This window comes from Streptomyces lavendofoliae (assembly GCF_014649735.1).
Lineage (GTDB): Bacteria > Actinomycetota > Actinomycetes > Streptomycetales > Streptomycetaceae > Streptomyces > Streptomyces lavendofoliae.
Map to the genome: position 1 here is coordinate 38,693 of NZ_BMTP01000002.1, position 14,502 is coordinate 53,194.

10 protein-coding genes are annotated in these 14,502 nt (G+C 72.2%); 6 read left to right on the forward strand and 4 right to left on the reverse strand.

From position 1 onward, the window contains the following. Window positions 1–18: 18 nt before the first annotated feature. Window positions 19–2,871 carry a glycosyl hydrolase gene (locus tag IE109_RS03070; RefSeq protein WP_189548880.1) on the reverse strand — a complete coding sequence of 951 codons (2,853 nt, stop codon included), beginning with the start codon at window positions 2,869–2,871 and terminating at the stop codon, window positions 19–21. Between the two features lie 271 nt (window positions 2,872–3,142). On the opposite strand from IE109_RS03070, the gene IE109_RS03075 reads away from it, so the two are divergent. The 4 genes from IE109_RS03075 (at window position 3,143) to IE109_RS03090 (ending at window position 8,142) form a co-directional block, all read left to right on the forward strand. Beyond that, a complete protein-coding gene (locus IE109_RS03075; RefSeq protein WP_189548881.1) occupies window positions 3,143–4,474 on the forward strand; it encodes an ABC transporter substrate-binding protein in 1,332 nt (443 codons plus the stop codon). Window positions 4,475–4,773: 299 nt separating this feature from the next. Then, the gene (locus tag IE109_RS03080) at window positions 4,774–5,724 is read left to right on the forward strand and encodes a carbohydrate ABC transporter permease (RefSeq protein WP_189548882.1); all 951 of its coding nucleotides are present in this window, start codon (window positions 4,774–4,776) and stop codon (window positions 5,722–5,724) included. After that, window positions 5,721–6,560, forward strand: a complete 840-nt coding sequence (locus IE109_RS03085) for a carbohydrate ABC transporter permease (RefSeq protein WP_189548883.1) — start codon at window positions 5,721–5,723, stop codon at window positions 6,558–6,560. The genes IE109_RS03080 and IE109_RS03085 overlap by 4 nt, the downstream gene beginning before the upstream one ends. 211 nt (window positions 6,561–6,771) lie before the next feature. Further along, complete coding sequence (locus IE109_RS03090) at window positions 6,772–8,142, forward strand: GH1 family beta-glucosidase (RefSeq protein WP_189548884.1); 1,371 nt, start codon at window positions 6,772–6,774, stop codon at window positions 8,140–8,142. Here the strand turns inward: IE109_RS03090 and IE109_RS03095 are convergent. Then, complete coding sequence (locus tag IE109_RS03095; protein WP_189548885.1) at window positions 8,114–9,040, reverse strand: oxygenase MpaB family protein; 927 nt, start codon at window positions 9,038–9,040, stop codon at window positions 8,114–8,116. The two genes, IE109_RS03090 and IE109_RS03095, sit on opposite strands and share 29 nt — an antisense overlap. 226 nt (window positions 9,041–9,266) lie before the next feature. On the opposite strand from IE109_RS03095, the gene sph reads away from it, so the two are divergent. Continuing rightward, entirely contained in the window at window positions 9,267–10,214 is a 948-nt protein-coding gene (sph, locus tag IE109_RS03100) for a sphingomyelin phosphodiesterase (RefSeq protein ID WP_373297632.1), read from the forward strand. A gap of 195 nt (window positions 10,215–10,409) precedes the next feature. Here sph and IE109_RS03105 read toward each other — a convergent pair whose 3' ends face one another. After that, complete coding sequence (locus tag IE109_RS03105) at window positions 10,410–11,195, reverse strand: GNAT family N-acetyltransferase (protein WP_189548887.1); 786 nt, start codon at window positions 11,193–11,195, stop codon at window positions 10,410–10,412. Window positions 11,196–11,420: 225 nt separating this feature from the next. On the opposite strand from IE109_RS03105, the gene IE109_RS03110 reads away from it, so the two are divergent. Then, window positions 11,421–12,194, forward strand: coding sequence for a MerR family transcriptional regulator (locus tag IE109_RS03110; protein ID WP_189548888.1), 774 nt, complete (start codon window positions 11,421–11,423; stop codon window positions 12,192–12,194). A 111-nt stretch (window positions 12,195–12,305) separates the two neighbouring features. Here IE109_RS03110 and IE109_RS03115 read toward each other — a convergent pair whose 3' ends face one another. Further along, a complete protein-coding gene (locus IE109_RS03115) occupies window positions 12,306–14,480 on the reverse strand; it encodes a 3-hydroxyacyl-CoA dehydrogenase NAD-binding domain-containing protein (RefSeq protein WP_189548889.1) in 2,175 nt (724 codons plus the stop codon). Window positions 14,481–14,502: the final 22 nt, after the last annotated feature.

Here is a 14,502-nt window from a genome sequence, read left to right on the forward strand (position 1 = left end):
TCCCGGCCGGCGCCCCGGTCAGCCGTACGGGATGACCAGGACGGACCGGTCGGTTCCGGTCTGGAGCCTGGCCGTGCCGTTGCCGATGGCGTGCCAGACCTCCAGGCGTACGGTGCCGCCCCTGAGGTCGCCCAGCGTGCCGGTCGCCGACTTCAGGCCCCGCGTCTGGGCGTACTCCTCCCAGCCGGCCACCGGGTCGGTGGCGAAGTACTGGTACGTCTCCGTGCGCTCGAAGGTGCCGTCGCCGGTCAGGTCGTAGCTGACCCGGGCCTGCTGGCCGAGCCCGACCGTTGTGCCCGCGTCGACCTGGAGCCGGAAGGCGGTGGTGGCGCCGGGCTTCAGCGTGCCGTTGACGCCCTTCGCCTCGTAGACCAGCGGCTGGTACGGGGTGCCGTCGTGGTTCGTGCCGCCCGCCGACGCGATGGTGTCCGCGCCCGCCGCCGCGCCGGTCGCCGTGGTGAGCGTGCCGCCGGAGCGGAGCTGGAACGTGCCGCCGGTGGACGGCCCGGGGTCGCCGGGGTCACCCGGGTCGCCGCCCGTGCCGGTGCCGGTGGCCGTGGAGCGGGCCGGGACGGTGAGCTTCGCGCCGTCGGAGAAGGTCACGGTGCGGGCGGTGGAGCCGTGATTGTGCGCCGCGTAGGTCCGTACCGTGCCCTTGCTGAAGACGGCCGAGGTGGGCAGGTCGCCGGTGACGGTCGCGTCCGGGGCACCGAGTGCGTCCAGGGTGCCGATCCAGTGGTGGGTGTGCGCCTTGGACTCCCCCGCCTCCGGGGTGTACGCCGCGTGGCCCGCGTCCCACTTGGCCTTGGCGGCGGCCGGGTCGGCCAGGGACTGGAACTCCCACAGGATGTCGCGCCATTCGACGGCCGGGCCGCCGTTCTCGCGCTCCATCTCGGCGAGGTTGCGGCGGACGGCCGCCTTCTCGCCGCCCAGGTGCAGCGACCCGCCGGTCACCGGCAGGACGTTGATGCCGTGGATCTCCTCGGGGTTGGCGGTCCACCAGGTGGAGTAGGCCGCGCCGCTGCCCCACACCATGCCGGCGGTGTCATGGCCGAAGGACGCCGGGAAGACCTGCTGGTCGGCGTCGAACCAGTACTGGGCTATGGCCTCGGCCTCGGTGGTCAGCAGGTACACCCCGAGGTCCCGCAGCGCGGTGTCACCGGTGGCCGCGCCCCACAGGACCAGGCCGGCGCTCAGGTTGGTGGACTCCGACGACGACTCCTGGTTGTTGCCGGCGGCGAAGCCCTGGTGGCCGGAGGCCCAGCTGTGACCGGCGTACACGTCGAAGCCCCGCAGGAAGGGGAAGGACGTGTCCGTGCGGCTGGGGTTGGCGGCGTCCCGCACCAGGGTCCTGACCATGCCGCCCCACGCCGGGTCGGCGGCCCAGGCGGGGTCGTACTGGGCGACGACCGCCGCCGCGTAGACGTAGTACGAGTAGTGGAAGTGGTGGTCGTTGAGCTCGGTGTCGCTGCCGTACGAGGCGGGGTAGCCGGTGAGGGTCTTCCAGACGCGGTCGTAGGAGAACTCGTTCGCGCCGCCGGCCGTGAACCAGTCCTGGAGGCGGCCCTTGAGCAGGGCGATCAGCCGGTCCCGGGTCGCGGTCTCGCCGATCTGCTCGGCCACGGGCACCAGCTGGGCGAGGCGGCCGAGCGCCTTGCCGGTCCAGTAGGTGTCGGTGGCGCCGGAGAACGGGTCGGCGGCGTTCACCACCTCGTTGAGGTAGCCGCGCAGGCGGGCGGTGTCGACGCCCGGTGACTTCGGCAGCGCGGGCAGCACGGCGGCGGCCTTCTGGCTCGTGGTGAAGGTGGTGGAGGCGCGGACCTTCATGGTGCCGCGCGGGGAGACGTAGGTGTACGGCGTCAGCGCGTCGGTGGTGTGGAGCCACTGGTGCCGGTACAGGGCCTGGAGGGTGCCGGTCTGGGTGCCCTCCTGGGGCTGGGTGGTGAGGGTGTAGGTCGCTCTCACCGTGCCGCCGCCGTAGCTCCATTCGACCTTGGAGCCGGTGACGAAGCTGTAGGCGTACGCGCGGTAGGTGGCCAGCGCGTCCGGTGAGGGCAGGACGGCGACCGAGAAGTAGTCCTTGCCGCCCAGTCCGGCCGTGACGGTGGAGCCGGAGACCGTCCAGTCGGTGCCCGTGGGGGCGAACAGCGCGTAGTGGTGGCCGGCGACCGTGATGCCGAGGACGTTGCCCTGGTCGGCGAAGACGGCCGGGGCGGTGGCGGTGGTGATCCGCGCGTCGCCGCCGGTGCCCTTGGCGTACACGAACGGCGAGCCGTGGCCGATGGTCGTGCGCAGGGTGCGGGCGCCGTCGGACCAGTAGGGGGTGACGGTCCAGTCGGACCAGGCGTCGGCCTTGGTGTCGGGCGAGTTCAGGCCGGTGAGGCCGAGGGTGAGGTCCCGCTTGTGGGCGTACTCGTACTGCCTGCCGTCGCCGACGATCGTGGGGCTCGTCGGGTAGCCGATGTCGAGGCCGGCGGCGGTCGCCTGGTAGGTGAGCGGGTGGCCGTACATGGGGGTCGACCAGGGGTTGTCGCCGTAGCGCTGGAAGGCGAGCGAGGACCACCAGTCGTTGGTGGGTACCGGTTTGCCCTGGGCGGCGGGGGTGAGCTTGGGGGTGACGGGGGCACCGGTGTTGGTGGTGGGGCCGGAGGTTCCGGGCGGGCGGGTGTCGGAGTAGCTGCCCGCTCCGACCGGGACGGTGGCGGCCGCGGCGGGGGCGGCGGTCGTCGCGGTGAGCCCGAGTGCGGCCAGGGCGGTGGCGAGGAGCAGGACGGCCGGGCGGGCGGCGGTTCGGGCGGACGGCCGGGCGGCCGGGCGGAGGGGGTCGGGACCGGTGGGGTGGGGGGATGGTCGGGTGCGGGGGGATGGCATGTCGGCACCTCGAGGGGATGGCGGGAGAGCGTTTCGAGAGCGCTCTCAGGTGCCCAGGAACGTAAAACTCCTGAAACGGCACTGTCAATACAGGTGACGCGCAGGGAGGTTGGGCGTACCCCCGGTCGTTACGCGTTCGAGTCTTGACGGGGGCGGGGTGCTCGGGGCACGCTCCAGAGCGACTTCTTGAGAGCGCTCTCAAGTCCTTGCTCTCGTGCTCCGCCCCGCAGCACCTCGCACCGCACCCCGCCGAAGCCAAGGGAGGCTTCCCATGACCATCGCCCGATCCGCCACCGGCCGCAGAACCACGGGCAGGAGGGCCACGGTCAGGAGGGCCGCCGTCCGGCTCGGCGCCGTCGCGCTCACCGGGGCGCTGCTGGCCGCTTGTGGGTCCGGCGCGTCGGACGAGGCGTCCGACGGCACGGTCACCCTGACCGTGGACCTCTTCGGCTCCTTCGGCTACAAGGAGGCGGGACTCTACGCCGAGTACGAGAAGCTGCACCCCGGCATCAAGATCAAGCAGACGGACACGGAGGACGAGCAGGACTACTGGAAGTCGCTCCAGACCAGGCTCGCCGGGGGCGGCGGGCTCGCCGACGTACAGGCGATCGAGGTCGGCCGCATCGCCTCGGTCACGCAGCAGCAGGCGGACAGGTTCGAGGACCTGACCAAGTACGGCGCGGAGAAGCTGAAGGGCGAGTTCGCCGAGGCCAAGTGGTCGGCGGCGACGACGAAGGACGGCCGGGTCCTGGGGCTCGGCACGGACGTGGGGCCCGAGGCCATGTGCTACCGGACGGACCTGCTCAAGCAGGCCGGGCTGCCCACCGACCGTGCCGAACTGGCGCGGAAGTGGTCCACCTGGGACGGCTACCTGGAGCTCGGCAAGCAGTACAAGGCCAAGGCCCCGGCCAAGAGCGCCTGGCTGGACAGCGTGGGCAGCCTGTACACGATCATGATCGGTCAGGAGGAGGAGCGGTACTACGACGCCTCCGGCAAGCTGATCCACGAATCGAACCCGGCCGTCAAGACCGCCTGGGACACCGCCACCGAGGCCGCCGCCGCCGGCCTGAGCGCCAAGCTCGACCAGTGGTCGCCGCAGTGGAACCAGGCGTTCGCCGCCGGCTCGTTCGCCACCATCCCCTGCCCCGCCTGGATGCTCGGCTACATCAAGGGCCAGGCCGGTGAGGCCGGCAAGGGCAAGTGGGACATCGCCAAGCTGCCCGGCGGCGCCGGCAACTGGGGCGGTTCGTACCTGAGCGTCCCACGGGCGGCGAAGCACAAGAAGGAGGCGTACGACCTGATCCAGTGGCTCACCGCGCCGGAGCAGCAGGCCAGGCTCTTCGAGAAGCAGGGCAACTTCCCCTCCTCCACGGGTGCCATCGCCAAGGTCGCCGGCGCCACGGACCCCTACTTCTCCGGCGCCCCGATCGGCAAGATCTTCGGCGACGCCGCCAAGGCCGCCCCCGTGCAGGTGCTGGGCGTGCACGACAAGAACGTCGCCGACCAGATCACCAACGCGCTGAGCGAGGTCGAGCGGAAGGGGACGTCACCGGACAAGGCCTGGTCGAACGCGAAGAAGGGCGTCGAGAACATCACGGGCTGACCGGCCCGCCCGCCCCTCCGCCCCGCAGGCCGTCGGGTCCTCGGGTCCTCGATCCTCGGGCCCTCGGGTCCTCGATCCTCGGGAGCCTCTACGGGCCTGATCAGGCCATATCAGGCCCGTTGAGGCCCCTGTTGCGGCCGTTGAGGACCGGGAGGTCGATCGGACTCGGGCAGGTCCGTGCGGCCCGATCCGGTCCGTCGGGGCCTGTCGGACCCGCGCCCTCTCCTTCCGCCCCGCCACGCCCCTCCACGCCCGTCCCGCACACCACGCCCGTCCCGCACACCACGAAGGGCCGCACAGTGACCCTCACCGCACCGGCAGGAAAGGCGGCCGCACGACGGCGCCCGTCCGCGGCGCGCCGCGCATGGCGGACCGTCTCGCCCTACGCGTACCTCGCCCCGTTCTTCACGCTCTTCGCCGCCTTCGGCCTGTTCCCCCTGCTCTACACCGCGTTCGTCTCGCTCTACCGCGTCGAGCTCCAGACGCCCGGCGACATGGAGTGGCGCGGCTTCGGCAACTACGCGGCCCTGTTCACCGACGAGTTCTTCTGGATCTCGCTGCGCAACACCTTCACCATCGGCGTGCTCTCCACCGTCCCGCAGCTGGTGATGGCCCTGGGCCTGGCCCACCTGCTCAACTACCGGTTGCGCGGCCGGACGTTCTTCCGTACGGCGATGCTGCTCCCCTACGCCACCTCCGTGGCCGCCGCGACGCTGGTCTTCGCCCAGCTCTTCGGCCGTGACTTCGGACTCGTCAACTACGCGCTGGGGCTGGTCGGCATCGACCCGGTCGACTGGCAGACGAACACGGTCGCCTCGCAGATCGCCGTGTCCACGATCGTCATCTGGCGCTGGACCGGCTACAACGCGCTGATCTACCTCGCGGGCATGCAGTCCATCCCGAGCGAGCTGTACGAGGCGGCGGAGATGGACGGGGCGTCGCGGTGGCGGCAGTTCTTCCACGTCACCCTGCCCGGACTGCGTCCGACGATCGTCTTCACCGCCGTGGTGTCGACCATCGGCGCCACCCAGCTCTTCGGTGAACCGCTGCTGTTCGAGGGGTCGGTCTCCGGCGGCATCTCGCACCAGTACCAGACGCTCGGGCTCTACATGTACGAGCAGGGCTGGGGCTTCTTCCACCTCGGCCGCGCCGCCGCCATCGCCTGGGTGATGTTCCTGCTGATCCTGGTGCTGGTCGGGGTCAACGCCCTGATCGTGCGCCGCCGTTCCCGCAAGGAGGCCGGCCGATGACCGCACGCCGCGCCGGGCGCACCCTGCACGGCGGCAGGGTCGCGTACGCGATCCTCGTCGTCGCCGTCCTGGTGTCCGCCTTCCCGTTCTACTGGACCGTCGTCGCCGCCAGCCGCTCCAACGCGGACCTGGCGAAGGTCCCGCCGTCCCTCCTGCCCGGGCCCAACCTGATGCGCAACTTCGAGGCGGTGATGGAGGAGGCGGACATCGGCAAGGCCCTCGTCAACTCCCTGATCGTCTCCGGTTCCATCACCGTCGGTACGGTGCTGTGCTGCACCCTCGCCGGGTTCGCCTTCGCCAAGCTGCGGTTCCGTGGCCGGGGCGCGCTGCTCGCGGTCACCGTGGGCACCATGATGATCCCGCCGCAGCTGGGCGTGATCCCGCTGTTCATGCTGATCGCGGAGCTGGAGTGGGTGAACCAGCTCCAGTCGGTGATCCTGCCCGGTCTGGTGTCGGCCTTCGGCGTGTTCTTCATGCGCCAGTTCCTCGTGCAGGCGCTGCCGGACGAGCTGATCGAGGCGGCGCGGGTGGACGGCGCCTCCTCCGCGAGGATCTTCTGGTCGATCGTGGTGCCGATCGCCCGGCCGGGTATGGCCGTACTGGGTCTGCTGACGTTCATGGCCGCCTGGAACGACTTCTTCTGGCCGATCGTCGCGCTGTCGTCGCAGAACCCGACCGTGCAGGTCGCCCTGCGCCAGCTGGGCGGCGGGTACGTCAACGACCAGTCCGTGATCATGGCGGGGACCCTGCTGGGCACGCTTCCCGTGCTGCTGGTGTTCGGCCTGCTGGGCCGGCAGATCGTGGGCGGCATCATGCAGGGCGCGGTGAAGGGCTGACGGCCCCGTCCCCGGTCCCCGTCGTGGCGCGCTTCCCCCGGCCGGGGCCGTCTCCGTCCGGTGCCGCCGGTGTGCGCTCGCCGCGTTCCGTGCTCGTTGTGTTCCGTGCTCGTTGTGCTTCGTGGGCGCCACGGCGTCCTGTCCGCTCCGTCGTTCGTTTCCCCCTCTCCGTTTCGTGGTTCGTCCACTTCGTGTTGGGAGTCTCCCGCCCATGACCGACCTCACCTTCCCGGCCGGCTTCCGCTGGGGCACGGCCACGGCCGCCTACCAGATCGAAGGCGCCGCCGACGAGGACGGCCGTACGCCGTCCATCTGGGACACCTTCAGCCGTACGCCGGGCAGGGTCCGCAACGGCGACACCGGTGACATCGCCGCCGACCACTACCACCGGATGGGCGAGGACGTCGCCCTGATGAAGGACCTGGGCGTGACCGACTACCGGTTCTCGGTGGCATGGCCCCGGGTACAGCCGACCGGGCGGGGCCCGGCCGTACGGAAGGGTCTGGACTTCTACCGGCGGCTCACCGACGAACTGCTGAGCGCGGACATCCGGCCGGTCGTCACCCTCTACCACTGGGATCTGCCGCAGGAGCTGGAGGACGCGGGCGGCTGGCCGCACCGGGACACGGCCGACCGGTTCGCCGAGTACGCCGGGCTGGTGGCGGACGCCCTGGGCGACCGGGTCACGACCTGGACGACGCTCAACGAGCCGTGGTGCGCGGCGTTCCTGGGGTACGCCTCCGGGGTCCACGCCCCGGGACGTACCGACGCCGTCGCGTCGCTGCGCGCCGCCCACCACCTGAACCTGGCGCACGGACGCGCCGTCCAGGCACTGCGCGCCGCCCTACCGCCGTCGGCGGAGGTCTCGCTGACGCTGAACCTGCACGCGGTGCGGCCCCTGTCGGACTCCGCCGAGGACCGTGACGCCGCCCGGCGGGTCGACGCGCTGGGCAACCGGATCTTCCTGGACCCGGTGTTCCACGGGCGCCTCCCGGGCGACCTGGTGGAGGACACGGCGGCGCTGACGGACTGGTCCTTCGTCCGCGACGGGGACCTGGAGGTGACCGCCGCCCCCCTCGACTCGCTGGGCATCAACTACTACTCGCCCACGGTCGTCGCGGCGGGCAGCTCGCCGGCCCCCTCCCCCTGGCCGGGTGCCGAGCCGCACGTCCGGTTCGTTCCGGCGCCGGGTCCGCGCACCGCGATGGACTGGCCGGTGGACCCGGACGGCCTGTACGAACTGCTGACCCGGCTTCGGGACGAGTTGCCCGAGGTACCGCTGATGGTCACGGAGAACGGCGCGGCGTACGACGACTACGCCGATCCCTCCGGGGAGGTGCACGACCCGGAGCGCGTCGCCTACCTGCGCGGCCACCTCGCTGCGGTGCACCGGGCGCTCGCCGACGGGGTGGACGTACGGGGCTACTTCCTGTGGTCGCTGCTGGACAACTTCGAGTGGGCGTACGGCTACGGCAAGCGGTTCGGCATCGTGCACGTGGACTTCGCGTCGCAGCGCCGTACGCCCAAGGACAGCGCGCGCTGGTACGCGGACGTCATCGCGCGGGGCGGGCTGCGCGGCTGAGCCGTCGCCCCCGCCGCCCCTGCGGATCCCGGTGCTCCCGGTGCTTTCGCTGCTCCCGACGGGCCTCCCGTGCGATCGGGAGGTAGCGCAGCCGCTCGGGGAGTACCGGGACGACGGCCCGGACGACCCGGCCGAAGCGGCGCAGCGTCCGCTCCTGGGCCTCCGTCCACTCCAGGCCGATCGCCTCCCGTGCCTCGGGCGGCATCAGCCCGACGGTCAGGAAGCGCCGGAAGCGGGCGAACGGCGGGAGCAGCACCGGCCACAGCACCCGCAGCAGGAGGCGCAGCGGCAGGGGTCCACGGTCAAGCGGTGGCAAGGAGGTCGACGCGGCGGCGAGTTCGCGGGCGACGGCGGTGGGCTCGATCTCGTCGGCGAGGACCTCGCGGTAGTAGGGCCAGAACTCCTCGACGGTCTGCGGCATGTCGCGGTCGTGGATGCCGAGGACACGGCCGACCCGGAGCCACTCGGCGTACAGCTGCCGCTCCTGGGCCTCGGTGAGGGGGCGGATCAGGTAGCGGGCCGCGTGCTGGTAGACGGGGAAACCGGTCGCGTGGACCCAGGCGTAGTTCGCGGGAGTGAGGGCGTGGTACCGGCGGCCCCGGGTGTCGGTGCCCCGGATCGTGGCGTGGAGGGCGCGGAGCCGGCGCCCTTCCTCGGCGGCGGCCTCCCCTCCGTACACCCAGAGCTGGAGCGAGCGCAGGGAGCGCTCGCCGCGGCCCCACGGGTCGGTGCGGAAGACGGAGTGTTCGTCGACGCCGGCGCCGACGGCGGGGTGGGCGACCTGGAGGGTGAAGGCGGCCGGGAGCATCAGCAGGCCCCGGATGTCGCCCGCGAGGGTCCAGAGCACTCCTCCGGGTGGGGGCGGTGCGGGATCGTGTTCGGCGGAGGACGTGCTCATGGTCCCAGTATCCGCCGCTGAGATGTTCGTGCGGTGGACCGGGGTCCGCAAGGTTCCCTGCACGCGATGGCTACCCGAAAGTAACCGTGGCTGCTTTGATGTGCCGCGCGACGTCCGCCCCCCACTTCTCCCGGGAGTTCCCGTGCCGCGATCCCCGAAGCGCCCCGCGCTGTCCGCCGCCCGCTCCACCGCCCTCTCCACCGCCCTCTCCACCGCTGTCTCCACCGTGCTCGCCGCCTGCGCGGTGGCCGGGGCCGCCCCGTCCGCCTCGGCCGCCCCCACCGGGGTGGCCGGGACGCCGGCGCTGAAGGTGCTGTCGTACAACGCGTTCCTCTTCGACCGGACCCTCTACCCGAACTGGGGACAGGACCACCGGGCGAGGGAGATACCCGCGGCGTCCTTCTTCCGCGGTCAGGACGTGGTGGTGCTCCAGGAGGCCTTCGACAACTCCTCCTCCGACGCGCTCATGCGCAACGCCGCCGCCCAGTACCCGTATCGGACACCGGTCATGGGCCGCGGGAAGACCGGGTGGGACGCCACCAGCGGCGCGTACTCGGCCACGACGCCGGAGGACGGCGGTGTCACGGTGCTCAGCAAGTGGCCGATCATCCGCAAGGAGCAGTACGTCTACAAGGACGCGTGCGGTGCGGACTGGTACTCCAACAAGGGCTTCGTCTACGCCGTGCTGGACGTCAACGGCTCCCGCGTCCATGTGGTCGGCACGCACGCCCAGTCGACCGACCCGGGTTGTGACAGCGGCGAGGCGGCGCAGACGCGCAGCCGCCAGTTCAGGGCGATGGACGCCTTCCTGGACGCCAAGAACATCCCGGCGTCCGAGCAGGTGCTGGTGGCGGGCGACCTGAACGTGGACTCCCGCAGCGGCGAGTACGCCACGATGCTGGCCGACGCGGGCCTGGCGGCGGCGGACGCGCGCACGGGCCATCCGTACTCCTTCGACACCGAGGCCAACTCGATCGCCTCCGAGCGCTACCCCGACGACCCGCGCGAGGACCTCGACCACGTCCTGCACCGCGCCGGGCACGCCAGGCCGGCCGGCTGGACCAACCAGGTGGTCAAGGAGCAGAGCACGCCCTGGACGGTGTCGAGCTGGGGCACGCGCTACACGTACACCAACCTGTCCGACCACTATCCGGTGATCGCGTACGCCGGGTAGTCGCAACGCCCGGGGTACGAGGCGGTCCGGCGGCTGCCGGCCGCGGCGGGTGCGGCACCTGCCGGCCGTCACGGCGGCGGTCGCGGCGGAACACGCGGTGCCCCGGCCGGCGGGGGCCACGGTCCACGTCGACCACGCGCACCCGGTGGACGGGCACCCGCACGAGGTGCCGGCCCACCACTTCCCGACGGCGGCTCAGGGCTCGTAGACATATGGGGTGGTGGTGGACAGCCTCGTGAAGCCCAGACGGCGGAGGATGGGGCGGCTCAGGTCGGACGCGTCGACCTGGAGGTAGCGGTAGCCGCGCTCCGACGCGATGCGGGCGCGATGGGCGACCAGGGCGCGGTACACGCCCCGGCCCCGCCACTCCGGTACGGTGCCGCCGCCCCACAGGCCGGCGAACGCGGTCCCGGGCGGCAGCTCCAGCCGGGCCGAACTCACCGGCCGGTCCCCCGCCATCGCCACGACGGCGGCCACCGTGTCCGGCCGGGCGGCCAGCCGGTCGAGCACGCGGCGCCGCAGGCCGGCGCTGTCCGTGCCGAAGGCCCGCTCGTGTACCTCCGCCATCAGCGCGACGCCGGCCGCGTCCGTGACCGGCCGGATCTCGATGCCCTCGGGCGGCGCTGCGCCGAGCCCGGAGCGGTGGAGGCCGGCGGCCTCGGCGACCATCAGTGCCTCGGCCGGTTCGGGCGTGAACCCGGCCCTCCGCAGCCGCTCGCCGAGGTCCGCCGGGCCGTCGTGCCCGTACAGCTTCCACTCGAAGGACCGGCCGAGCGAGGTGAAGTGGCGCACCTGACCGGCGATCGCCTCATCGGCCCGCTCCTCGTCGAGACCGGACCAGAGCACGCCGTTCCACCCGTGGGCGGGGCCGGTCTGCCGCACCACGTCCCCCACCCGCTCGACCGTGGAGTCCGGCCCTTCGGGGCGGGCGTCCCACCGCGCCTGCCGGTCGTACAGCGCCAGTACCGTGTGGTGTTCCATGGGGCCAGCCCAGCAGTGGACACCCGGCCAGGCAACCGGATTCGCCGGAGTCACGCCGGCACTCCCTCCTCACGCGTCGCCGTCGGGCCCCGCGGTCGCCGACGGTCACCGTGATCCCCCGGCCGCGGGCGGAGCCGGCGGTGGGAGCGGGTGTCTTTCACAGCGATGGTGAGACAGCAATACTGTTGTACAGAACCAGCGCAGACGTCGGAAGTGAGGCCCCGCATGGCGACCGAGGCGACCCGCGGCGAGGTGACCGGCACCGGGGCGAGCCGCACCGAGGAGCCGCAGCCGACGCTGACCGTCGACGAGCTGGCCGCCCGGGCGGGCGTCACCGTGCGCACCATCCGGTTCTACGGCACCCGCGGCCTCCTGCCGCCCCCGGTGATCGGGCCGCGCCGGGTGGGGCACTACGGGGTGGAGCACCTCTCCCGGCTGGCGCTCATCGAGGAGCTCCAGCACCAGGGCATGACGCTCGCCGCGATCGAACGGTACCTGGAGCAGCTCCCGCCCGACCTGAGCGCCCACGATCTGGCCATCCACCGGGCCCTGGTGGCGACCTGGGCGCCGGACGCGCCGGAGGAGCTGCCGCGGATCGAGCTGGAGCGGCGGGCCGGCCGCCCGCTCGGCGACGAGGACCTCGACCGGCTCGCCGCGATGGACGTGCTGGCCCCCGGGGACGCGGACGACACCTTCCGGGTGGACCCCGGGCTGCTGCGGCTGGGGGTCCGGCTGCTGGACGTGCCCATCGCGCACGAGACCATCCTGGCGTCCCGCACGGTCCTTCTCGAGCACACGCGGGCGGCCGCCCAGGAGCTCACGCGGCTGTTCCGGGACGAGGTGTGGGGGCCCTACCGGGAGCGCGAGTCGGACCCGGAGCACGTCGCGGCGATGAAGTCGCTGTCCGCCCATATGCAGCCGCTGGTGATCCAGGCACTGGTCACGGCGTTCCAGCGGTCGCTCAAGGAGGAGCTGGGGGCCGCGTTCCGCACGGAGTGAGCCGTACGGGGCGCGCCGTACGGAGCGAGCCGCCGCCGGGCGCGGGCCGGCGGGCCGGCACCGGGAGGGCCGCCGTGCCGGCGACGCCTCCCGGTGACCCGTCCGGCGGTGTCAGTCGCCGAACCTCTCGCCCCGCCCGGCCTTCTCGACCAGCAGCGCCGGCGGCCGGAACCGCTCCCCGTACCGCTCGGCGAGCTCACCCGCGCGTGCCACGAAGCCGGACAGCCCGCCCTCGTAGCCGTTGATGTACTGGAGCGCACCGCCGGTCCACGCGGGGAAGCCGATGCCCATGATGGAGCCGATGTTGGCGTCGGCGACGGACGTGAGCACGCCCTCCTCAAGACAGCGGACGGTGTCCAGCGCCTCCGAGAAGAGCATCCGCTCCTTCATGTCGTCGAAGGGGACGGCCGCCGAGCCGCCGGTGCCGAAGTGCTCGCGCAGCCCCGGCCACAGGCCCTGCCGCTTGCCTTCCTCGTCGTAGTCGTAGAAGCCCGCGCCGCCGCTGCGGCCGGTGCGCCCGAACTCGTCGACCATCCGGTCGATCACCGTGTCGGCCGGGTGCTCCTGCCAGGTGCCGCCGGCCTCCTCGACGGCCCGCCGCGTCTCGTCGCGGATCCTGCGCGGGAGGGTGAGGGTCAGCTCGTCCATCAGGGACAGCACCTTCGCCGGGTAGCCGGCCTGCGCCGCCGCCTGTTCGACGGACGCGGGCTCCACGCCCTCTCCGACCATGGCGACGCCCTCGTTGATGAACTGCCCGATGACGCGCGAGGTGAAGAAGCCGCGCGAGTCGTTGACGACGATCGGCGTCTTGTTGATCTGCCGGACGAGGTCGAAGGCGCGCGCGAGCGCCTCGTCGCCGGTCCGCTCGCCCTTGATGATCTCGACGAGCGGCATCTTGTCGACCGGCGAGAAGAAGTGCAGGCCGACGAAGTCGGCGGGCCGCTCGACGCCCTCCGCGAGGAGCGTGATCGGCAGCGTCGAGGTGTTGGAGCACAGCAGCGCGCCGGGTTCGACGATCTCCTGGATCTCCTGGAACACCTTGTGCTTGAGCGCCGTGTCCTCGAAGACCGCCTCGATGACTGCGTCGCAGCCCGCGAGGTCGGCGGGGTCGGCGGTCGGGGTGATGCGGGCCAGCAGCTCGTCGCGCGCGGCCTCGGTCGTCCTGCCGCGGGACAGCGCCTTGTCGAGGAGTTTGGCGGAGTACGCCTTGCCCTTCTCCGCCGCCTCGGCCGACACGTCCTTGAGGACGACGTCGATACCCGCCTTGGCGCAGGAGTAGGCGATGCCGGCGCCCATCATCCCGGCGCCGAGGACCGCGACCTTGCGCACGGTGCGCGGTTCGACGCCCCCGGGGCGGCTGGCGCCGGAGTTGACCGCCTGGAGGTCGAAGAAGAACGCCTGGATCATGTTCTTGGCGGTCTGCCCGGTGACCAGCTCGGTGAAGTACCGCGACTCGATGGTCAGCGCGGTCTCGAAGTCGACCTGGGAGCCCTCGACGGCGGCCGCGAGGATGTTGCGGGGCGCCGGGTAGGGCGCGCCGTTGATCTGCTTCTTCAGGTTGGCCGGGAAGGCGGGCAGGTTGGCGGCGAACTTGGGGTGCGCCGGGGTGCCGCCGGGAATCCTGTGTCCCTGGACGTCCCAGGGCTGCGCGGACTCCGGGTGGGCGTCGATGAACGCCCGCGCCTTGGCGAGCATCTCCTCCCGGCTGCCGGCCACTTCGTGGACCAGGCCGTTCTCCAGGGCCCGTCGCGGCGTGTACTGGGTGCCCTGGAGGAGCACCTTGAGCAGTGCGTCGGCGATGCCCATGAGGCGTACGGTGCGGGCGACGCCGCCGCCCCCGGGGAGGAGGCCGAGGGTGACCTCGGGCAGGCCGATCTTGGAGCCGGGCACGTCGAGGGCGATCCGGTGGTGGGAGGCGAGGGCGATCTCGTAGCCTCCGCCGAGGGCGGCACCGTTGATGGCGGCGACGACCGGCTTGCCGAGGGTCTCGATGCGGCGCAGGGCGCGCTTCATCTCCATGCCGGCGTCGAAGATCCGCCGGGCGTCGGCGGGCCCCGCCTTCATCATGTCCTTGAGGTCACCGCCCGCGAAGAAGGTCTTCTTGGCGGAGGTGTAGATGATGCCGCGGATGGAGTCCTTCTCGGCCTCGGCGCGGTCGGCGACGGCCGCGATCGAGGTCCGGAAGGCCTGGTTCATGGTGTTGGCGGACTGGTCGGGGTCGTCGAGGACGAGCGTGACGACGCCGGTCTCGTCCTGTTCCCAGCGGATGGTGGTGGACTGGCTCATGGTGGTGGCTGCTCCGTAAGGC